General features: G+C 59.5%; 22 protein-coding genes. 3 read left to right on the top strand and 19 right to left on the bottom strand.

What is annotated here, in order from left to right; all coding sequences use genetic code 11:
* Positions 1–92: 92 nt before the first annotated feature.
* Positions 93–722, bottom strand: a complete 630-nt coding sequence (locus tag ACR0I7_RS00145; protein ID WP_480507211.1) for a helix-turn-helix transcriptional regulator — start codon at positions 720–722, stop codon at positions 93–95.
* Positions 723–795: 73 nt separating this feature from the next.
* On the opposite strand from ACR0I7_RS00145, the gene ACR0I7_RS00150 reads away from it, so the two are divergent.
* Both ACR0I7_RS00150 and ACR0I7_RS00155 read left to right on the top strand, forming a co-directional pair.
* On the top strand, positions 796–1218 hold the full coding sequence (locus ACR0I7_RS00150) for an SRPBCC family protein (RefSeq protein WP_480507213.1): 423 nt from the start codon (positions 796–798) through the stop codon (positions 1216–1218).
* The gene (locus ACR0I7_RS00155) at positions 1211–1627 is read left to right on the top strand and encodes a DUF6855 family protein (protein ID WP_480507215.1); all 417 of its coding nucleotides are present in this window, start codon (positions 1211–1213) and stop codon (positions 1625–1627) included. The genes ACR0I7_RS00150 and ACR0I7_RS00155 overlap by 8 nt, the downstream gene beginning before the upstream one ends.
* 166 nt (positions 1628–1793) lie before the next feature.
* On the opposite strand, the gene ACR0I7_RS00160 is transcribed toward ACR0I7_RS00155, so the two are convergent.
* From ACR0I7_RS00160 to cobA, 16 genes are all read right to left on the bottom strand, one after another.
* Positions 1794–2687 carry an FAD:protein FMN transferase gene (locus tag ACR0I7_RS00160; protein WP_480507217.1) on the bottom strand — a complete coding sequence of 298 codons (894 nt, stop codon included), beginning with the start codon at positions 2685–2687 and terminating at the stop codon, positions 1794–1796.
* Positions 2684–3199 (bottom strand): nitrous oxide reductase accessory protein NosL, encoded by a 516-nt coding sequence (locus ACR0I7_RS00165; RefSeq protein ID WP_480507219.1) that lies wholly within the window; start codon positions 3197–3199, stop codon positions 2684–2686. Before ACR0I7_RS00165 ends, ACR0I7_RS00160 begins: the two co-directional genes overlap by 4 nt.
* Positions 3196–4017 (bottom strand): ABC transporter permease, encoded by an 822-nt coding sequence (locus tag ACR0I7_RS00170; RefSeq protein ID WP_480507221.1) that lies wholly within the window; start codon positions 4015–4017, stop codon positions 3196–3198. The genes ACR0I7_RS00165 and ACR0I7_RS00170 overlap by 4 nt, the downstream gene beginning before the upstream one ends.
* Positions 4014–4907 carry an ABC transporter ATP-binding protein gene (locus tag ACR0I7_RS00175; protein WP_480507223.1) on the bottom strand — a complete coding sequence of 298 codons (894 nt, stop codon included), beginning with the start codon at positions 4905–4907 and terminating at the stop codon, positions 4014–4016. Before ACR0I7_RS00175 ends, ACR0I7_RS00170 begins: the two co-directional genes overlap by 4 nt.
* Positions 4897–6153: a nitrous oxide reductase family maturation protein NosD gene (locus tag ACR0I7_RS00180; RefSeq protein WP_480507225.1), complete on the bottom strand. Its 1257-nt coding sequence runs from the start codon at positions 6151–6153 to the stop codon at positions 4897–4899. The genes ACR0I7_RS00175 and ACR0I7_RS00180 overlap by 11 nt, the downstream gene beginning before the upstream one ends.
* Before the next feature lie 3 nt (positions 6154–6156).
* Positions 6157–8064, bottom strand: coding sequence for a TAT-dependent nitrous-oxide reductase (gene nosZ, locus ACR0I7_RS00185; RefSeq protein ID WP_480507227.1), 1908 nt, complete (start codon positions 8062–8064; stop codon positions 6157–6159).
* A gap of 12 nt (positions 8065–8076) precedes the next feature.
* On the bottom strand, positions 8077–10254 hold the full coding sequence (locus tag ACR0I7_RS00190; protein WP_480507229.1) for a 4Fe-4S binding protein: 2178 nt from the start codon (positions 10252–10254) through the stop codon (positions 8077–8079).
* A gap of 568 nt (positions 10255–10822) precedes the next feature.
* Positions 10823–10990: a hypothetical protein gene (locus ACR0I7_RS00195; protein WP_480509742.1), complete on the bottom strand. Its 168-nt coding sequence runs from the start codon at positions 10988–10990 to the stop codon at positions 10823–10825.
* Between the two features lie 58 nt (positions 10991–11048).
* Positions 11049–12602, bottom strand: coding sequence for a cytochrome D1 domain-containing protein (locus ACR0I7_RS00200; protein WP_480507230.1), 1554 nt, complete (start codon positions 12600–12602; stop codon positions 11049–11051).
* Positions 12577–13791, bottom strand: a complete 1215-nt coding sequence (nirJ, locus tag ACR0I7_RS00205; RefSeq protein ID WP_480507232.1) for a heme d1 biosynthesis radical SAM protein NirJ — start codon at positions 13789–13791, stop codon at positions 12577–12579. The genes ACR0I7_RS00200 and nirJ overlap by 26 nt, the downstream gene beginning before the upstream one ends.
* Positions 13792–13794: 3 nt before the next feature.
* Complete coding sequence (ahbB, locus tag ACR0I7_RS00210; protein WP_480507234.1) at positions 13795–14277, bottom strand: siroheme decarboxylase subunit beta; 483 nt, start codon at positions 14275–14277, stop codon at positions 13795–13797.
* Entirely contained in the window at positions 14274–14723 is a 450-nt protein-coding gene (locus tag ACR0I7_RS00215) for an Lrp/AsnC family transcriptional regulator (RefSeq protein WP_480507236.1), read from the bottom strand. The genes ahbB (ACR0I7_RS00210) and ACR0I7_RS00215 overlap by 4 nt, the downstream gene beginning before the upstream one ends.
* Positions 14720–15709 (bottom strand): siroheme decarboxylase subunit beta, encoded by a 990-nt coding sequence (gene ahbB, locus ACR0I7_RS00220; protein ID WP_480507237.1) that lies wholly within the window; start codon positions 15707–15709, stop codon positions 14720–14722. Before ahbB (ACR0I7_RS00220) ends, ACR0I7_RS00215 begins: the two co-directional genes overlap by 4 nt.
* Positions 15710–15712: 3 nt before the next feature.
* Positions 15713–16858, bottom strand: coding sequence for a cytochrome D1 domain-containing protein (locus tag ACR0I7_RS00225; protein ID WP_480507239.1), 1146 nt, complete (start codon positions 16856–16858; stop codon positions 15713–15715).
* Positions 16855–17235, bottom strand: coding sequence for a c-type cytochrome (locus ACR0I7_RS00230; RefSeq protein WP_480507241.1), 381 nt, complete (start codon positions 17233–17235; stop codon positions 16855–16857). Before ACR0I7_RS00230 ends, ACR0I7_RS00225 begins: the two co-directional genes overlap by 4 nt.
* On the bottom strand, positions 17228–17989 hold the full coding sequence (cobA, locus tag ACR0I7_RS00235) for a uroporphyrinogen-III C-methyltransferase (RefSeq protein WP_480507242.1): 762 nt from the start codon (positions 17987–17989) through the stop codon (positions 17228–17230). The genes ACR0I7_RS00230 and cobA overlap by 8 nt, the downstream gene beginning before the upstream one ends.
* Before the next feature lie 303 nt (positions 17990–18292).
* Here cobA and ACR0I7_RS00240 point away from each other — a divergent pair, with 303 nt between their 5' ends.
* Positions 18293–19243: a Hint domain-containing protein gene (locus ACR0I7_RS00240; protein ID WP_480507244.1), complete on the top strand. Its 951-nt coding sequence runs from the start codon at positions 18293–18295 to the stop codon at positions 19241–19243.
* 76 nt (positions 19244–19319) lie between these two features.
* On the opposite strand, the gene ACR0I7_RS00245 is transcribed toward ACR0I7_RS00240, so the two are convergent.
* Both ACR0I7_RS00245 and ACR0I7_RS00250 read right to left on the bottom strand, forming a co-directional pair.
* Complete coding sequence (locus ACR0I7_RS00245) at positions 19320–19721, bottom strand: cupredoxin domain-containing protein (RefSeq protein ID WP_480507246.1); 402 nt, start codon at positions 19719–19721, stop codon at positions 19320–19322.
* 53 nt (positions 19722–19774) lie between these two features.
* Complete coding sequence (locus ACR0I7_RS00250) at positions 19775–21559, bottom strand: NapC/NirT family cytochrome c (RefSeq protein WP_480507248.1); 1785 nt, start codon at positions 21557–21559, stop codon at positions 19775–19777.
* Positions 21560–21574 lie beyond the last annotated feature (15 nt).

The raw sequence follows: 21574 nt of genomic DNA on the forward strand, positions 1-21574 counted from the left end.
GTCTTGGTCTAACTCCCCGTATCTGCCATTTACGCAAGCCTCTACAGCCTAACAACACAGCACGGAAAACGGCTGCTCTGACCCCAAGGCGATCATTCAGGTCTCTGTCTGTCGGGGATGAGCATCGCTGAGACGTTTAACCTTCCCCAATTCTCGATTGGTAGAGCCGTTTCGGTGAGAGCGTCATAGACACACCACGTTGTGTCGGTCTTTTCAAGCCATATAGGGTGGATCGTCTGTTCCGCTTTTGTGGCAAAGCGAATGCGCACGATTGTTCCGGCATGGACGGCGCGCGCCATGGCTCGAAGCCTATTGTCATGGACAACTTCACCATTATTGAGAACGAATCTGCTTGTCGTGGCCTTTGCTGCGTGCCGCGTCTTGTCCGGCAAGCTTTCAATGAGCTTCGCCTTTGCGCGCTTGGCTGCGTTTTCTAGCCCAAGAACGGAGACCATCGGGTTTTCAGCCGCCAGAATGAGCCCAAGCGCTACCGCCTCGTCTCGCGCTAGGCCGGTCAAGCGGGTGCGGTAGTTAAACCCCAATTCTATCCCGCCGCCACTGCCCTGATGGACTATGATCGGCAGGCCCGCTTCGGTCATAGCATCAACATCACGCAGGATCGTGCGGGGTGCAACCTCTAGTTCTTGAGCAAGTTGAACCGATGTTTGCTTCCCTCGGTTTTGTAGCAGAAGCAGGATTTGAAGAAGACGAGCGGCGCGCATGAGGGGCAAGCAAATATGACAGAAGATGTCATGTTACCTGATCTATCCGTTGCTTTGCAATGAAAGGATAGAAATGAAAACGTACAGCATAACAAGTCACGTCTCAGCCACCGTCGAAAAGGTTTGGTCGGTATTGACAAAGGAACTACTAAAAGACCCGGCGGCGTTTGGGGTTTTGCGGCTTGAGGGCTCACTTTCGTTGAACAGCCGCATCAAACTTTGGTCAGAGGTTGATCCTACAAGGGCTTTTGCCCTGAAGGTCCTGACATTTGAAGCTCCGAAGAAAATGGCCTGGCAAGGCGGGATGCCATTTGGACTTTTCACAGGAACCAGAACGTTCGAGTTAACAGACACAGGCGGCTCAACCACGTTTGACATGCAGGAAGTCTTCAGCGGACCTTTGTCAGGGTTAGTCCTAAAATCCATTCCTGACCTGACACCAAGTTTTGAGAAATTTGCACAAGCACTGAAAGATAAGGCGGAAAACCATGAATGAAGTTGTCTATGGCTCTGGCACCGAGGAAGACCCTTGGATCTTAAAGACACCGTCACTTACGTCCGAGTTCCAAGTCTGGAAAGACGAGGAGAATAATCCCCCGGCTTTGGCTGTTCAGGTCGGCAAGACGAGACTGTCTTATCAGCTTCGAGCCATTGAAGATGCGCATGCTATGTTGAAAGCCCACGGCGATTGGATGCCACTTGGTAACGCAGATGAGGGCAAACCCACAAAGCCGGGTACGCTAGAAGACTGGGCCCGCTCAGTGAACAACCCAATTGGCGGCTATTATGGGCTGCGCAAGGGTTATCGAGGGCGCTTTGCCAACTACGTTGGACCAACGCTGGAGTTGTTGGGTTTGGTGGAATTGGAACACAACGCACGGAACAACCGCATACGCGCGGTTTGAGATAGCGGTCGTTGTTCCGTTGCATTTCAAGGGCAGAAAAGCCCGCTTTGCCGACGTTATGTTGGAATGGTTTGATGTTTGGACCAAGAGTGGATGACGCGGGGCGCGAATCTGGTTCGGGAAACAGGCTGCACCGAGTCCCAAGATCGAGACGTTCCTAAGTTGCTTAGACCAACATCTCGATCCGGGCGTCTGGGAACCGTGCCACTGCCCGATCGATCTGCGATGTCTCCAGCAAGCAGATCGCCGTCGACAGACCATCCGCCACCGCCGCCTCGGGCGCTGAGACTGAACAGGCGCTGTGCAGTGGCTGAGCCCCCTTGGGATGCAGGATATGCCCGCTTGCATCCGGCAACTCTGTGCCCCGCAGGGCTGAGGTCGCCACGGCCCGATCCGTCAATCGGATACGGCTCTCAATGCCACCCGGCCCGGCCAGCCCAACACGCCATTGTTGGCCGTCGGAACGATGACCCAACGCAGCAATCTCGCCCATATCCACCAAAACATCGCGCAGGCCATAAGACCTGAGCAGCGCCGCAATCCGATCCGTGATCGCCCCTTGTGCAATCCCGTTCAACGTCAGGGCAGAGGGTGCGGACAGACGCACTTCGCTGGTGCTGACCTCGACTTTTTGCCAACCCACCGCCGCTTGCGCCCTGCCTAACGCGTCGGGGCGCGCGCCTTCGGCCAGTGCCTGCCAAACCGGCTGCACCGTTGGATCGAAAGCACCCTCCGTTGCCTCGTGCAACGCCGCGCACAGGCTCAGAACCTGCAGCAGTTCTGGGGCAGGGGCCTGCAATAGACCCGTGCGGTTCAGGCGGCTCAGCTGCGAATGCGGGCGATAGAGGCTGAAGATATCCTCTAGCCGGGTGAGCTCCGCCTCCACGGCTGCGATCACGGGCGCGGCGCGCGCAGGCGACCAACCTTCCAGACGCAAGCTGGCAGGCGCCCCCATCGCGACGCCACGCCAATGCGCCACAGGGGCAGCCTGCACGCCCACAGGCAATGCGGCACAGGCGGCCGAGATCGTCAGAAAGCGGCGGCGGGACAGGGCAGTCATGACGGTGTCTCCAGCATCAGGTCCAGATCGACGGGGCCCAGCACCTCGTCCGCCGGAATGTCGGACAGCGGCAGCGCTGCGCCGCCATAGCGCAGGATGAAGGCCTCGGCCTCGGCGGGCTTTGCAAAAGGCACCACCTCGCGTGCGCCCATGCCACCGGCCACATTGGCTCCGACGACAAACACTGCATCATCAGCGGGCATCCAGTTCGAAATCCCCGGCTGCTGCCAACTGACGGCAACGCCCATGTCGCTGACATAGACGGCGGCGATTTCCGCATCCCGCTCAGGGCTTTTGAGATAAGCCACCATGTCGCGCACCTGTGCAAAGAACAGCGGCGCGGGGTAGCCCTCCAGATGGATTTGCCCCTTTGGCCCGCCATGTTCGGCGATGTTCATCTGGCAAAAAAAGCTCAACGCGTCGGGGGTCAGATCCACCGGATCGGGTGCCTCGGCCACCTCTTCTTTGCAGGCGGCAAGCGCAATCAATGCGATCAGACAGAGGCGTTTCATGGCTCAACCCTCCGGAATGCCAAACGCGCCAGCGCAAAGCTCAGAACCGGCCAGAGCAGCAGCGAGACGGGCGCGGCCCAGACGGGCAGGGCCTGCGCGGCTCCGGTCATGCCGGACGCCATCGCAACGCCCTCGGTTGCGGCGATGTTCCACAGGCGGAACGCGTCGGCCGGGTTGGCTACCATCACCCATGGAAAGACGGATTGGGTGAAGGTGCCGCCCTTGTCCATGACCACGGCCCCCAACAGGCCCAGATCATAGAGGACGACAAAAACCAGCCACAGCCCGGCCGACATCCCCGCTGCCGCCGTAGCCCCCTTTGCCAAGGCGGACAGCAGGTATCCCAGCGCCAGAAACACAGCGCCCAACAGAATGGATGTGAGGATCAGACGCGCCAGAGCCACCAGGCTCTCGGGGCCCGCGCCACCGAAGAACGCGGCAACCGCGCCTGCGGTGCCGAACCCGATGGTCATGGCAAAACCCAACGCGGCCAGATGGGCGGTGAACTTGCCCAACAGGATTTCTCCGCGCCCCGCCGGATAGGACAGTAGCAGCGACAGGCTGCCCCGGTCCACATCTCCGGCGATGGCATCAAAGGAAATCATCAGTGCCAGCAAGGGTGCAAGGTAAACCGACAGCGTCGTCATCGAGGCAACTGAGACGGTCAGCATATCAACGCCCAAAGTGCCGGTGGGCGCGCTGCCTGCAAAGGTCAGCGCCAGCGCAAACAGCACCATGATCAGCGTCGCGACCAGCAGCCAGCGGTTGCGGCGCAAGATCAGCATTTCAGTACGGGTGATGGCGAGGAAACGGGTCATTGCACATCCTCCTGAGCATAATAGCGATACAGGTCTTCCAGCTTGGGCGGGGTCATTTCCACATCCGCCACCGCATCGCCCATCCCGGCGATGCGGCGGAGGGCCTCCATCTTGTTGTCAGGGCTGCACAGCAGCTCGACCGACGCGCCATTCACCCGATTGCCGCCCAGTTCGGCGGCCAGAACATCCGGGTTGGCGCTGGCGCGAACTTTCAGGCGAATGGGCAGACCCGCCAGTGCCGACAGATTGCTCAGCGTGTCATCCGCCACCATCTGCCCCTTGCGCATGATGGCAATGCGATCGGTGCGCGCCTCAACCTCGGTCAGCGCATGGCTGGCAATCAGCACGGCGGTGCCTTGCTCCGCCAACTCATCAATGATGGCATAGAGATCTTGCCGCGAGATCGGGTCCAACCCGCTGGTCGGCTCATCCAACAATGCGACCTTCGGCTGACCCAACAGCACCTGCGCCAGACCCAGCCGTTGCCGCATGCCTTTGGAATAGGTGCCGATCCGGCGGTCCAGAGCGTCGCTCAGACCAACGCGCTCCAGCAGGCCGGGCACATCCGCCTTGGACCCGGACAATTGCGCAAACAGTCTCAACTGCTCCCGCCCCGTCAAGGCGGGGTGAAACGACACCGCCTCGGGCAGATATGCCGTCTCGCGTCGTGCTTGGGCGCTGCCGGGGGTGGCGTGCCCGATCCGAATGGCTCCGCCATGGATCGGCGTCAGGCCAAGGATGGATTTGATCAGCGTCGACTTACCCGCGCCATTATGGCCCAGCAGCGCCACGCGCTGGCCAGGGGCAAGGGACAGGGTGATATCGTCAAGAACGCGGGTCTTCCCCCGGTCCTTGAGAACATGGTCAATTGACAGGGCCTTATCCGTCATGAGGCACCTTTTTCATAGCTGGGGGTTCAGGGGCTTGCATCAATGGGTTGCTGTCCATCACACCGCCCGGCAGCAGCGCCGGGAAGGCCGATTGCGACCAGCGCACCAGCTGCACGGCAGGCGAGCCGAGCAGCAATTTGGCTGAGGGTTGGGTCCACAGCACATGGTCCATCGAGTCATTGGGGCGATACGGCGCATCGGCGATCCCGTTGCCATCCACATCATAGGCGGCAAAATCAGACCAGTAATTGCCGCGCCCGTCTTCTGACCACTCGACCCATTTGGTCGAGACGTATTTCACCTGTGTCCGGTTCCCGATGAACGCGTTGCCAACGATACGGTTGCGCTCGCTGCCAGCGGTAAAGTGGATGCCGATGCCGCATCCCTGGAACCAGTTGTCGGTGAAGTCATTCTTGTTGGAATTATAGAGGAAAGTGCACTTCTCTTTCGCCCCTTTCACCACATTGCCGGTGATGGTGCTCTTGTTGGCATAGTTCAGCATCACACCGTGTTCGCGGTCACCGATTGAGACATTGTCCGCCACGGTCACATTGGTCGAGAACATCACCGCATAGCCCAGATCGTTGCCGATCGAGACATTGTCGCGGACCTCGGAGTTGTCCGCATACATATAGTGGACGGCGAAACGCAGATCGCGGAACAGGTTGCCGGTAAAGCTGTTTTTCTTGGACGAGTTCACAAAAATCCCGTCGCGGCCAAACCGGATGTTATTGTCCGCCACAACCGCCCCCGGCGCGTTCCAGACATAGACGCCATTACCGCGGTCATTCATCCGCCGGTCCTGCCGCCCTTCGATCCGGTTGCCGCGCACGATGCTGTCTTTTGCACCATGAATGTCGATGCCATAGAGATTGCCCAGCAGTACGTTATCCTCGACCACAGGCGCTTTGGCCGTCTTGGTCAGCTGGATGCCGCTGTCGATCTCCTGATGGTCCGAGCCCGAGCCGATCACCGTCAGATCGCGCACGGTTACACCCGGTCCGGTCACGGTGATGACACTGCCCGCGCCTTGTCCGTCAATGGTGGCGTGGCCCAGCCCGTCGATGGTGACGGGCCGGTCCAGCACTAGTGTTTCGGCGTAAACACCGGGGCTCAGGCGGAGGGTATCTCCATCCGCCGCCTGCGCCAGTGTCTCGTTAATGGCCCCCGCCCGATTGGGCACATCCCAGTCCGCCGCCCAAAGGGGCGAGCCGAGCAGGAGCGATATGAGCAGGGGCCAACGCATGGGTTACGCCCCTGTCGGCTCGACCAGCATCCGGCCGCGCATCTCCATATGCAGCGCGTGGCAGAACCACTGGCAATAGAACCAATGCACACCCGGACGGTCGGCGGTAAAGGTGATCGACGCCGTGGCCATGGGTGCAACCTCAAAGGCGATGCCATAGTTGCCCAGACAGAACCCGTGGGTCACATCGTCCACGTCATCGAGGTTGGTGATATAGATCGTCACCTCGTCCCCTTGTTTGACCGTGAACTTCTCAAGGCTGAAGGTCGGCGCCTGCGAGGTCATGTAGACCCGCACCTTGTTGCCATCCCGGATAGGCTCTTCGGCGCCTTCTTCCAGATCGATGCCATCGGCCTCGGCCTGTTTGCGGGCATCTTCCCACGTGACATCGTTGCGATCCCAGACATTGACCGGGTTCACAATGTCGCTGCGCACGATGATCGAGTCATGCGGCTCGGCAAAGGTCGGTCCGTCATGAACCACCTTCATCTCATCGGATGAGATATCGATCAGCTGCTCGTTTTCGGGCTTCAGCGGGCCTGTGTTCAGGAACCGGTCTTTCGAGAACTTGTTCATCGAAATCAGCCACTTGCCGTCGGCATCCTTGGTTTCACCCATCGAGGTCGAGTTGTGGCCCGGCTGATAATGCACATCCACTTTCGAGATGATCGGGTCCACGTCCTCACCCGCATAGGCGCGGATGGCCTTGTCCATGTTCCACTTCACGATCTGACTGTCGAGGAACAGCGTGGTGAACGCGTTGCCCTGACCGTCATAGGCGGTGTGAAGCGGGCCAAGACCCAGCTGCGGTTCGCCCACGATGCAGGATCGCGGATCGGCATCGCTTTCGAACAGCGCGTCCAGCTTGGTCACATCCATGATCGACACGGTGGGCGACAGCTTGCCGTTGATGCAGACGTGCTTGCCGTCCGGCGCGGTGTTGATGCCATGCGGAGAGTTCGGGATCGGCACATACCGGGTGTATTTCTTGTTCGACCCTTTACGCCCGTCCAGAACCTTGACGCCTTTCAACTCCTGATAGTCTCCGGCCTCAATTCCGGCCTCAATCTCGGCTAGGTTGAAGACCACCACATGGTCCATCTCATTCTCGGTCATCTCGGCCAGGTTCATGCCCATTTCCGAGTTGTAAGACGTCGAATAGGCGTATTTGCCTTGATAGTCGCAGTCGGTGTTGTCGAGGTTGCCCGACACGATCACCTGCCACGCGATCTCCATCGTGTCACCGTCAATGGCGGTGAAGATGTTGACGTATTGCGACGGATCATCCAGCACGCTGCCGTCATTGACCAGCGGGGTCTCATCCTCGCCATTGGCAAAGACATAACCGGTGCGCGGGAATTTCTGCGGACGCAGACCATGGATCGCCTTGGCATTCGGGATCTCGATTATCTTGTCGCATTTCATCACGTCACAGCGTACGCGGGCTACGCGGGTGTTAGCCTTGTCATTCATGAACAGGTAACGGCCATCATAGGTGCCGTCGGTGAAGGACATATGCGGGTGGTGCAGGTCGCCGTTGTCATAGGTCTGCAAGCCGCGTTTCGCCAGAAACTCCTTGGTTTCGGGCAGTAGCCCTTCGGTCATGATCTTCAGCGACTCGTTGGTCTGCCCCCAGCCGGTGGCCGAGCAGCGATTGAACACCGGAATCCGCATCAGTTCGCGCATGGACGGAAAGCCCAGAATGCGCAGCTCGCCGGTCTGGCCTGAGGACCAGAAGCCGTAATACTCGTCCAGCTCGCCGGGCTGCAGATGCGCATTGGCGGCGGCGCTGGCTTGTTTCGCGGTCATCAGGGTCGCGCCCATACCGGTGCCCGCCAGCACGGCGCCGGTGGCGGTTGCCCCCAGCATCCCGCGGCGTGTGATGTTCAGTTTGGTGTCATGTTCCGACATAGTCATTCCTCCTTAGGAAACGGTTTGCGGTTTGGCGTTCGGATGGTTCGCCGGTGGCTGTCCGAGCGGGGTCTTCATCTGGACCGACCCTGTCTTGGCCCGCCGCTTGAGCTGGCGGATAACGACGGGACATTTGTCCTCGGACTGATAGAGCACCTGACAATGCAGGCAGGTGACGCACTCGTTCGGATTGATCTCACCGGTGGGGTGGATCGCCTGAACGGGGCATTCGTTTGAGCAGGTTTGGCAAGGGGTGCCGCACTCTTTGTAGCGGCGCAGCCAGTCGAACATGCGGATACGGGCCGGGATCGCCAGCGCACCGCCCAGCGGGCACAGATAGCGGCAGTAAAACCGTTCCACGAACAGCCCGATCCCCAGCAGCGCCAACGCAAAGACCACAAACGGCCAGTCGCGCATGAATTTCAGGATGATCGCGGTCTTGAACGGCTCGACCTCGGCATAGGTTTCGGCCAGCGGGATCGACACAAAGCTGAGGCCAAAGAGCCCTAGGAAGATCATGTATTTCAGCGGCCAGAGGCGTTCGTTCAGCCCCCAGGGCAGCGTCCATTGCGGCACTTTCAGTGCGCGCGCGATTTTGTTGGTCAGCTCCTGCAACGCGCCAAACGGGCACAGCCAGCCGCAATAAGCTCCACGCCCCCAGAACAGCAGCGCCGCCGCCACCGCGAACCACTGGATGAAAACCAGCGGGTCCAGCAAGAAGGCATCCCACGAAAAGCCGCTGCGCAGGCTACCGGCCAGCGCCATCAGGTTCACCACGCTCAGCTGCGCGTTGGCGTACCAGCCGATGAAGAACAGCGTCAGCGTCAGATAACCGATGCGGAACCAGTAGAAGACCCGCGCATTCATCGTCGCATGGAACTGGAAGAAAAATGTCGCCGTCAGCACCAGCAGCATGACGCCAAGACCGGCAATCTCGACAGTGCGATCTTTCCAGATCCGTTTCCATAGCGCGGCCTTGGCTGCCGCCTCTCCGGTGGCGTCATCAATCACAACCGGGCTTGCGACCGGCAGCAAGTACTGCTCGGGCAGCCTATAGCCCAGATCGAAGGTCAGGAATGTCTTCTCAACCGCGCCTACGGCCCGCTGCACCAGCAATTGCAGGCGAAACGGCTCAGCCGGATCAAACCCTGCATCGGCGGGGATTTTGAAGATGTCCAATTCCGTGAAACTGGGTGCATCGGGCGCTGCAACCTTGCCCAGACGCTCTTGCTGCTTGTCGAAAAAGCGAACCGAGCTGTCGCCATGGATCAGCTGAATGCGGTCGAAAATCCCCCCACGGACATAGCCCGAGCCCTTGAAACTATAGGCTCCGCGCCCCAGCACCAGAATGGCCTGCTCGCCCTCATCCAGCCAGTCGACAAGGTTCTGATATTCCGCCTCACCCAGCAGCGATTTCCCGATGGATGGCACCGAGACCAGCGCCATATGCATGTCGATAAACGTATCATCCGGCTCACCCGGTTCGGGCCGCTTGATCGCGCGCTGATCGCCGGTCGCCTCAAAGGCCGCATTGACCTGCCCCACATCCAGCGTCAGCCGCCGGATCGAGCCATCACCAGATAGCGTCGACCAGTCAGAGACCGCATCCTGCGCCATATCGATTTCACGCTTCGGCCCATCAGCCTGCAGCGGGGAAAGCCCGCCCAGCCCCAGCGCCCGTGCCACTTTGATGCCGCCGCGCACAAGGCTGTCATCGATCACCATGATCGTAACCGTCGCGCCCGAGATGATGTCGAGGTCATGCCCTTCGCCACCCGTTTCGGCCTCAACCTTCAGGTCCAGCCCGGCATAGCCCTCGGTCAACTCAACCATGCGGGAATTGGGGATGCCGATCAGCACGATAGGTTCGGAGTGTTTGACCAGTTGCACGCCGGTTAAAACAGCATCGTCATTGATGGCGGCAACCACATGGATCGGCTTGCCGGAATAGCCGGTGGTGCCCACAAAGTCAGAGGTCAGGAAAGCCCAGGCAACGGTCTCGCCGCCCTTCAGAACGGGTGCTACCGGAACATCATCGCGCACCGGTCCAAAGGCATCGGCACCTTTGACCAGATCGGCGGGTTTCATGTCGGGCAGAAAGCTGGCCAGACTGTCGGCCTGTGCGCTGATCGCCAGCAGGCAGGACAGGATAAGAGCCAGCAGAAAATGGATTGCGCGACTTACGACCACGGCGCACCTCCGGAAACTTGGGTGAACGCCATGGACGCGCGCAGGGCGCGTTCGATTATGTTTTGGGTCGCGGCCGGGGGGCCTCGGGTTTCAGGCCACAGCCAAACTGAGTTGTACAAAACGAAAGATTGTCCGTTCTGACACTGTACAAATTGTACAATTTCAGTGTGCCGGGCCTGTGCGACTTCAGGCACGGGTGCCGGGCCGCTGACAGCGCACAAGGCGCAGTCAGCACATTCCGGGCAGGGCGCGGTCGGGTCTTCTGAACCTTCCTCTTCCAGATCCATCTGAACCCAAACCGTCCCCGCCTCCGAGCAGATCTCCACCCAAATGCCTTCGCCGGAACTCGCCAGAACCGGGCTCAGCATTTGCAACAGCAGAAGGAGGATACCCGCCAGCGCACATGCAGCGCGGGACGCACGAGCAGGGAGGTTGTGCATGAGGCTAAGGGCGGGCATGGAGAGTCCAACTCGGCAAACTTTACTGAGTCTTTAGGAGATTCTCTCAGCCCGATACTTGACCAAAGTCATCTGACGGCATGCTGCCCAAGAAATAGTCGCACGCAAGATCACGCGGCTTTGTCGGCTTCATCCATCAGGCCGCGCACCCATCTTCCGACCAGCCAAGATGCTGGAATTCCTAAAGGAATCGCCCATATGATCGCTGCAACCGGGCGGATCGCTGACAGGTCCAGGCCGTGTAAAATCAGGCCTGCCAGAAACAGGTTGATCGCCACCGCGAGCATTGTTGCGGGGTATAAAAGGAGGGCCAGTTTCCAGACCGGCCATCGCCCCTCAGTGGCTGGTGCCTTCCGAGAAGGTGATCTTGTTCCAGACATTGTATTTCCCTGAAGGTTTGCGCATCGGCAGGCGCCGCACTTCTTCTAGCGTTTGCGCATCATAGACAATCACCGCGCCGTCATCCTCCCAGATCGAAACCAGCGCGTGGCGACCATCTTTGGTGAACTCCACATGGGCCACGGTCTTGCCTGGTGCAGGGCGCAAAGTCTTCATGATTTCAAGGCTTTGCTTGTCGATCACATGCATGGCGTCCTTGTTTGGCCCAAAGAACACATCGGCCCAGACGTAAGGCGAATTCTCATGACTGCGCATGAAGAACCCCGGCCCTTCGGTCTTGATCCGCTTGACCGTTTCCCATGTTCCCATATCGATCACCGACACGGTGCCATCGGTCAGATGCGGCGTGGCCATCACGGTTGTATCGCCATGTTTCCAGGTGATCCCGGAGCCCAGATGCGGCATCCCCGGCAGGTCCAGATCGGCCACTTTCTGGCCAATCACCAGATCAATCACCTGACCTCCATCGCCATCGCGCGAGGCGCCCATCACGTATTCATAGCTCTGGTCGAAGAAGAAATCGTCCAGATAGTCAGGCGTGGTGATCTTGCGCACCGGGAAGGGATCGGGATTTTTGAACTGCCCTTCGATGCGGAAGTCATGGCCCAGCCCCGATTGCGGAGGATTGTCGCCGTAGAATACCTCCCAAATCTCTGGGACATCCTTGAGCGCCAGCACAAAGCTCTCACGCGGCGGGGCCTGATAGACGGCTGAAACGCGGCTGGGATTTCCCTTTTTGCTCTTGATATCAATGACCTTTGCGACCGAGAGGTCTGTGGTCGATAGCAGGGTCAGGCTGTTGGGCAGGTAGTTCGCCACCGCAACCCACTTGCCATCCCCGGACATGGCGATGTTCCGGCTGTTGAGCCCCGCGCGTACACGGCCGACCTGTTTTAGTGCCCAGATATCGTATTTCTGCACCCAGCCATCGCGCGACATGATGAACACATAGCGCCCATCGGGGCTGAATTTCGGCCCGCCATGCACAGCGAAAGGGGTCTCAAACCGGTCCAGCACCTCGAACGTGTCACCGTCCAGAACGCTGACATGGTGGTCGCCGGTTTCAACCACCAGAGTGATGTTCATCGGATCGCTGGCCCAGACAGGGGCCTGCACCGGGGTATAATCTTCGTCCAGTGTGCGGCTGGCCAGGATATCGGCTTCACCCCATTTGGGGTTCGTCTCCAGCGGAGATTTCAGCCATCCTGCCAACTCTTCGATCTGTAACGCGTTGAGCTCATGTGAAAAAGCAGGCATCTGCGTGGCGGTCCGCCCTTCGGCTATCACGGCGGCCACGCGGGGGCCGCGCATCCGTTTCAATGTTTCCGGGATCAAGGCAGGGCCAACGCTGCCCAGCCGGGTTTCACCATGACAGGATGCGCAGAATTCCGCATAGTCAGACGGGGCGTCTGCCCCTGCGGCGCCGGTCAGCAAACCGGCCCAGAGCGCGCCGGTTTTCAGAATGTCAAAAGAACTGATGCGCCGGATCATGGCTTTTCCCCCGGAACGGCGTGACCTGCAGACGCGCGCCGGCGTCGCTCACCCCGATTTCGTCGTTTGACAAGTAACAGGCCGGATCTTCGGCCCATGGATCGCCCGTCAGCTGCAAGGCCCGGATCCGGGTGTTGCCGCCGCAGACGTCTTTCAGTTGGCAGGCCCCGCATCGCCCTTTCAGCGGGCGTGGACGGGTGCGCAGCATTTTCAACATCGGGTCGTCGCTGGTCCAAAGCTCTGAAAAGGCGCTGGTTTTGACGTTTCCGACTGTGTAATCCGACCAATAGGTGTCGGGGTGGACGCGACCCAGATTGTCGATATTGGCCACACCCAACCCGCTGGAGTTTCCGCCCCACGCTGCCAGATGTTCCCGCACATGGGCGGCTTTGGCATTGTCAAAATGCGCCCGGATCCAGTTCAGGAAATAACCAGCATCGGCGTCGTTGTTGCCCGTCACGATGTCCAGTGGACGGCCTCCTGAGGCGGCTTCCCATGCACGCTCAAGCAGCAGGTCCAGACCCTTGCGGGTGCGCAGATGCGCGGCATCCTCGCTGCGGTTCTTGTCGCCGCGCCCGGCATAGACGAGATGAGACAGATAGAACTTGTCGACGCCTTCGTCATCGCACAGCTGAAGCAGATCGGGCAGATGGTGCTGCGTGCCTTCTGTCAGGCAGAACCGCAGGCCAACCTTGATGCCGCGCTTCTTGCATGCGCGCACGCCGTGCAGGGCGTCGGCAAAGGCGCCTTCGACGCCACGGAACCAGTCGTTCGTCGCGCCGATGCCGTCCAGCGAGATGCCGACATAGTTGAACCCGATCTCAGCGACCATGTCTGCGGTTTCGCCATGAATACGTGTGCCATTGGTCGATAGGGCCAGCATCGGCACCAGTTCCCGCGCGCGTTTGGCGATGTCGAAAAAGTCGAACCGATCCAGGGGTTCCCCACCCGAGAGGATCAGGGCCGGGACGCGAAATTGGCCCAGATCCTCAAGGGTTACCATGGCTTGCTCGTGACTGAGCTCACCGGGGAACGCGACATCCGCCGAAACGGTGTAGCAATGGCGGCATTTCAGATTGCAGCGCCGCGTCAGGTTCCAGATCACCACCGGCTTCACCGGGCCGGGCCGGCGTTTACGCACCGGTGTCGGTTTGACGAGTTGCTGCATGTATTCGGTCAGGCGGAACATGTCTCAGCCTTTCGTTTTCAGACGCAACCCGGTTTTCTTCAGGATGCGCGTGGAATAGAGGATATCTTTGGCCCGGCAGGCCTCACCCAGAATGGCCGCAATCTCGGCGCGCTTTTCCTCAACCTCGTCGCGGTCGGTTCCGTGAACCATGGCAAACAGGTTATAGGGCCAGTCCGGCAATGCGCGCGGGCGTTCATAGCAATGGGTGACAAAGGGCAGCAGGCCGATCTGAGTGCCCATCTCGGCCACCTGATCGTCTTTCACATCCCAAACGGTCATCCCGTTTGAGGTCATGCCCAGCTTATAATGGTTGGGGGCCGCAGCGATGCGCCGAATCACGCCGCGCGATTTAAGCTCGGCCAGACGGTCGAGCAGCACCTCTTCGTCAATTCCTAGTCCTTCTGCGACCTTTGCGTAGGGCGCAGGTGTCAAAGGCAAACCGCCTTGGAGTGCTTCGATGATCTGTCTGTCTGATGCGCTGATCATGCCGCCACCCGGAAACCGATAAAGAATTCCTGCAATTTGGGGAAACGGAGAACCTGAATCCCCGTTTCCCGTTCGATTGCATCGGCGGTGGCCTCGATCCCCTCGGGCGTTTCGGTGGCCAGCACGAACCACATGTTCAGCCGGTGCATACGTTCATAGTTATGGGCAACCTCGGCATGTGCATTGACTTTGGTCAGGACGGTTTCGAAATCCTCGGCCGGGACCGCCATGGCGCACAGGCAGAACGCACCACCCATGGCTGCGGCGTCGAAGAAGGGGCCGAAACGGGTGATGACGCGCTCGTCTTTCAGGCGGCTCAGACGGGTCAGTAACTCAGCCTCTGAAATATCCAGTTCCGCCGCGATTGCAGCGTAAGGATGCGACGTGAGGGGCAGATCATCCTGCATCCGATTGAGGATGGCTCGGTCGGTGTCGTCTAGTGTCATGCCGCCACCCCCTTTGGTTCGATCAGCGCGCCGGTTTGTTTGAAACAGCGGGTCGAGAACAGCACCTTATGCCAGGCGCCGGCCAGTTCCGGCAGGGCCGCAGCGCTGGTCAGAACCTGCAGCGCCTCGGGGCGTGACCGCGCGTGGATCATGGAATAGAGGCGATAGGGCCAAACGCCTTCGATCGGTTTCCGCTCGTAACACAACGTGACACCGGGATGCGCGGCGAGGGCCGGGCCGGCCATGCTCACCTGGTCTGCCGGCATATTCCAAACCACCATTGCATTGGCGGACCAGCCCAATGCGCGGTGACGCACGATAACGCCAAGGCGGGATATGATACCGGCTATGTGCAGGGCTGTTATCCGCCCCATGACATCCTCCGGGGGGCGGTTCAGCGTGCGGGCCAGTGCCGCATAGGGTTCGGCGACCAGTGGCAAGCCAGTTGTCAGCGCCTGCAGCAGCGGTCGGTCCCCCTCTCTCATCGCCGAACAATCGACATGTCGCGGGCCGGGGACGTTTTGGGCTTTGCCCGACATACGGAACCCCAGATCGACGTTGAACGGGCGCAGCAGGCGCAGGTCGAGCACTTGCAGGCCGGTACGCCGACTGATCCGTTGCAGTGTATCGTCCACATGAGCCCGGTCGGGGCCGGTGGCGACGAACCACAGGTTCCAGTCGTCCTCGCGTTGATAGTTGTGATTCACGCCGGGCTCGGAATTGATCACAGCGGCAATCTCTTCGATCCGCTCATCCGGTGCGGCCACGGCGGCCAATGTGCTGGCGGACACAGCGCCAGGGGCGATGGTTGCCCCAACGCGGGTGATCCGTCCGGCGGCCCGCATCCGGGACAGACGATCGATCACGTCGTCTTCGCTCAGCCCCAGAGTCCTGGCCAATTTGTCGAACGGGCGCGGGATGACAGGGAAATCGCGTTGCCAGTCATCCAGAAGAGCGCGGTCGATCGGGTCCGTGATGTGGCTCATCTGTCAGAGTCCCGTTTTGTGGGCGCGGGCGGTGAAGAAGATGCCCGAGGGGCTGTCTGCTTCAATTTCGCGCAATTTCTCAAAGGTTTGCGTGTCGTAGACGATCACCTTGTTGGCATCGCGTACACTGATCCAAACCTCATGTCCGCGGGGTGTGAATTCCATATGCAAGACGGCCGGGCCGGGTTTGAACTCATGAATGATTTGCTTACTGAGGCTGTCTATCACCTGGATTGTGTCGTTCAGCGGATGGGCGAAATTCACCCAGACTTGCCGTCCGTCCGGGCGGGCCATGGCGAAGACCGGCTGGCCGTGGGTTTTTGTGCGGCCGGTTTCGGTTAGCGTGTTGGCGTCGATCCACAGGACCTCATGATGACCAACGGCGGGTAGCACGAATTCACTGCCGGTCAGCGCCCAGCCTTCAAGATGAGGCATTTTATACACCGGCATCTCTTGTTGCCCGCGCCCATAGTCGGGCAAGATGCGGATCGGCTCGGGCGTCTCGGCCCAGAGATCCAGCGCGGTTAGACCATCCTCGCCGAACAGACCCGTGATGTAGGTGCGCCCATTGGCGGTGATCAGCGCGTCGTAAGGGTTCTTACCCATATCGGCGATTTTGGTGATCGCTGGCGTGTCCTTGTCAAAGTCGGCCAGCCAGGTTTCGCCCGTGTCCCACATGGTAAAGACAAACCGGCGGCCGGGCGCATCGACAAGGCCGATGGTTTTGCTGCCGGTTGGAATATCGGCCACCATCTCAAGCGTATCGGCGTCAAAGACCCGCACGCCACCGGGTTCATAGTTTGACACCGCAACCAGTTTGCCATCATCCGAGATGGCGCCGCCAATGGCGTTGCCCGCCTGCACAACGCGGTTTGCGATCCGGCGCGTGACGATATCGACCTTTGTCAACCCGCCGTCGCGCCCGAACACATAGGCGAAACGCTGATCGGGGGAATAGACCAACGAGGCATGGGACAGATCGCCCAACCCTTCGATCCGCGCCAGAGCGGCCCGGTCAGACTGGTCCACCAGCAGGACCGAGCCATTTGCGCGTTCGATCACAAGGCCCAGATCACCAGTGGCGGTGGGCTCAGCATGCGCTGCGGTCATCATCAGCGCGGCGGCCAGGCCTAGGACGTGACGTTTCATTGTTCCTCCTGTGCCAGCAGGTAACGGGCGATCCATTCGGCCTCTTCTTCCGAGATCAGAGGTCGCCAGGGGGGCATCGCGGTATCGGGAATGCCGTCAAGGATGACGCCGGTCAGGACATCGGCGTCATAATGTTGCAGCGTCTGCATGCGCAGATCGGGGCCAAGCCCGCCTTTCAGCGACAGGCCATGGCACGAGCCGCAATCCTGATGCACCAGACGTTTCAGGGCGTCCGGATCCAGAGTGTCAGCGGCGAAGGCTGAGGTTGCGATCAATATGACGCTTGCCAGAACAGTGCGCGCGGCCCATTCCCGATGTCCTTTAACCGCTGGCTGCGCGGCCGCCCCTCTTTGGGTGCGTTGACCGAGTTTAGCCATGTGCCTGCTCCAGCAGATCGGCCAGCGGCTGCTCAGCATAAAGCGATACAACCTTGCCGATGATGAACAGGGTCGGTGCCTTCAGCCCGGCCTCGCGCACGTCGGCGGCCAGACGATCCAGCCGCGACACGAGGCGGTGCTCATCCGGGGTCGTGGCCTTACCGACGGCCAGAACCGGTGTTGATCCGGGCAGATTTTCTGTCATCAGCCCCATCGCAATCTGGCCGATATTGGCGACGCCCATATAGACGACCAGTGTGGTGTCGGGGTCGGCCAGACGGGCCCAGTCAAGGTCCAGCACAGTGTCGGCCTGTCGATGGCCAGTGACATATTGCACTGACGTTGCCAGCCCGCGATGGGTCAGCGGCACACCGGTTGAACAGGATGCGCCCTGCGCGGCGGTGATCCCCGGCGCATATTCAACCGCGATGCCATGGGCGGTCAGATAGGCAGCCTCTTCCGAGCCCCGGCCAAAAATCATCGGATCGCCCCCTTTGAGGCGCGCGACCCGGCGCCCAGCGCGGGCTTCTTCCAACAAAATCTCATTGATGCGGTTTTGTGGAACGATGTGGCATTTGGGGGCTTTGCCAACCGCAATCAGCCGGGTCCCGGGGGCATGCAGGGCAAGGATTTCGGCTGAGACAAGGCGGTCATAGACCACCACCTCAGCCTCTTGCAGCATCCGCAGGGCCCGCAGCGTCATCAGCTCGGGGTCGCCGGGTCCTGCACCGATCAGAAAAACCTTACCGCTCATGAGCAAACTCGCTTGGTCTGAGTGTGTTCCGGGCCCTTAGGTCACTTGCGATTCCGCTACGAAAACGGGACGTCGCTGGGTGAGCCGGGCGTGTCATGGGGACAGACTGGCCGAAACGCAAACTGACCTCCTTGACATAAGTTAAGGAGCTCAGATTTGCGGTTGTTGGCCGTGACCATAGCCCGCGCCCGATACCCGGAAGCAAACAGTTACATCGTCAAGCTTCGGGTTTATCGCGGCAATGATTTGACTTAAGTATATTAACATACAATTTTGAATATGAATGACTGAACGGTGACAGTTATGCCAACCGATTTCTTGGTCAATGCATATTACCTGGGAAGCCTATCTGGCGATGCCGGTAAGGAGGGCAGTTCGGTAACGCCCACTCAGATAACTTTTACTGATGTCAACGATGACGGGGTGATCTCTGAAGGTGAAGACGAGCTGCAAGGCATCACAGTCGAAACCATGAAAGATCAGAGCATTCTGGAGCTGGAAGGCGCCGGAACAGTTGTCGGTTGGTATGTCGAAATTGAGATAAACGGCGAGAAAGACGCCTATTTTATTCCCACGGACGGGACCGTTCCAGAAAACGATACACTTGACGAAGATGTTGACCTGCAGGGAAGTCAATCTGGGGATATCGATGATATCATGGTCGTCCCATGTTTCACCAAGGGGTCATTGATTAAGACGATCTATGGTGATCAACCCGTTGAGACACTTGCTCCGGGAGACCTGGTTGCAACGCTAGACTGCGGTTTGCAAGAGGTTCGATGGGTCGCGCAGAGACAATTCAGCTCTGCCGAAATTGCAGTGTTTCAGAAACTCAGACCGGTTGTTATCAAAAGGGGAAGTCTTGGTGAAGACACGCCCTCTCGCGACCTGATCGTCTCCCCCAATCACAGAGTGCTCTTGTCTGATTTCGTCGCTGAGTATTATCTGGGAGAACCCGAGGTGTTGGTTGCAGCAAAACACCTTGTCGGGCGTCCCGGAATTCGTAGGCTGCCGCCAACTGAGATCACATATGTCCACATCATGTTTGATCAGCACCAGCTGGTTCATTCAGATGGGGCGTGGACGGAGAGTTTCTGTCCGGGGCCGCAAATTCTAAAGGGGTTTGGTCGCGCGCAAACAGAAGAGCTTTTTGCAATTTTTCCTGAACTTCGGGGGCAGAGTGACCAGCACCATTTCCAACTTGCTCGGATGGAGCTGAAAAAGCGCGAGATCGCGCTTTGGCACGACTTGTAAGGCACATAAATCGCTGCGTTTGAGACAGGCGCTGGCAGAGCCTTTCATCTTGGGACACATCGGTTTTTCGACACACTCAGGGCACAACGGTGATCATCCCGATCATATTCTGCGTTTCCCAGTGGGGGCCGCACAGATACTCCTGCGGGCCGGGGGTAAGGAAGGTCAGGTCAACCGTTTCCTCGGGGAACAAGCGGTCGCTCTCGGGGACGCTGCCGCCTTTCAGAAGGACCGAGTGGCTGGTGCGTTTGTCCACGTTGATCCAACGCACTGTGGTGCCCGCTTTGACGGTCAGCTCGACGGGGCAGAAGGTGTATTTATACATCAGCACCACCTCGGCATCTTCAACGGCGGCAGAGGGTTGGCCGAATAGCTCGACATAGCGTTCTTCGGCTTCGGCGCAGATGGCGGCGGTTTCATCCGCCAATGCGGGGGTGGCCAACAGCAGAAGGGCGGGAAGAAAGCGTGGGCAGAGCATGGGGCGGGTCTCCTCAAAAGTGGACGGGGGCCGGATGAACCGGCCCCAATCCGTTACTGTTTCACCACATTGATAAAGGCCGTGTCGTCATCCAGCGCGAGGCTGGTATCCAGCGTCACATGGTGGAACCGCGCCGCGGCATAGTCGTCGTGGATGGCAAAGCCGACCGTATAGGTCTGACCCGGCTCCAGCGGCACATCACCGGCTGCGCCCGAGTTCAGCGGGCGCGAGAACACAACGGTCCACATGCCACCATCAAGGCTGGCCGAGGCGGCAATCTCACCGTCATTGACCACCCGCTGTTCCAGCAGATAACCGTTTGTGGCGCTGCCATCAGCATAGACGCGCATCAGGTCGAGATAGGTGCCGTCGGCCAGATACTGCTCGATCTGATCGGCTGCATGCAGCTTGTCCCAGCCCCCCAGCGCCTTGCCGCGACGGCCCTTGGTTTCAACCTCGGTGCGGCTTTCGCTGATGTACTTGGTCACCGTGTCCTGCGCGGTCATGCGGCCGGTGAAGTCGTCATTTGCGGCAATCGCATCTGCGCCCGGATCAAAGGGCATATAGCTGTTATCGGCGTGGCACGAGGCCCAGCAGCCAACCTGATCGCCCATCTCGATCCCGGTGCCGGTGATCATCATGGCAACCTTGATCTGGTTGTCGGGATCCATTTTGCCGCCATCGACAAAGGGCGCGGGATTGTGGCCCGCATCCGGCCATTGCAGACGGATATAGAGGGTTTCATCATCATGGGCGGCCTGCACCGTCGCGTCGATCACGCCACGCTTGCCCGGTATCGGGGTGGGTTCCAGATCGCCACCGGCCACGATCTTGTTGCCGATCATATCCAGTTCCTTGGCATGGCAGGTCGTACACTGATCGCCGCCTTTGGTCAGCGGGCGCGCGCCGCCATGGAATTTACCGTTCTGGACCCATTCAAACGAGGCCTGACCGGGGTAGAACAGCTTCATGTCGGCGCTTGCCACAGAGGCCCAGTCGACATTGCCGCCGACATCACTGCCGCCGCTTGCGGGTGCGGCACTTGCCTCACCCGCTGTTTTGGCGCGTTCCTCGGCGACAGCGGCATCAACCGCTGCGGCGATCTGAGCCTGCACCGCCTCGTGTTGGGCTTGCTTGGCGGCTTTTGCAGCCTCGGCGTCGACGGCTTCTTGCGCTTCGATTTTTTCGAGGCTGGCCAGATATTCCGGCGGGATCGTACGGATGAAATCCGGGTTCGGGGCTTCAAGTTTCTCCAGATATTCCTCGTCGGCCCGGTCGCGGGCATCCGAGTGCGCAATCCCTTTGTGGCAGTCGATACAGGTTTGTCCGACCGTCATCGCATTCAGGTGTTGCTGACGCGCGCGGGGTTTCTGGAACTCGGGCATCATAGATTCAAAATCGTGGCAGTTGCGGCATTCGCGCGAGTCAGTTGCCTTCATCCGCTCCCACTCGTTCATGGCCAGATGTACGCGCTTGGCTTCGAACTTTTCGCGGGTGTTGATGGTACCGACCATCTTGCCATAGAGCTCTTTTGAGGCCTTGATCTTGCGAATGATCTTATGTGTCCAGTCCTTGGGGACATGGCAATCGGAACAGACCGCGCCAACGCCGGACCGGTTCACGTCGTGGATTGTGCCTGTGTATTCTTCGTAAACGAAATCGCGCATCTCGTGGCAGGAGATGCAGAAATCCTTGGTGTTGGTGGCTTCCATGGCGGTGTTGAACCCGCCCCAGAAGATGATGCCGCCGACAAAGGCTGCGGCAATTCCGGCCACGGGCATTCCCCACAGGAAATACCGGCGCCAGATCGGTTTTTTCTTTTCCGGTTCCGAGGTCATATCCGGGCTCCGTTT

Source organism: Ruegeria sp. AM1 (assembly GCF_056540745.1).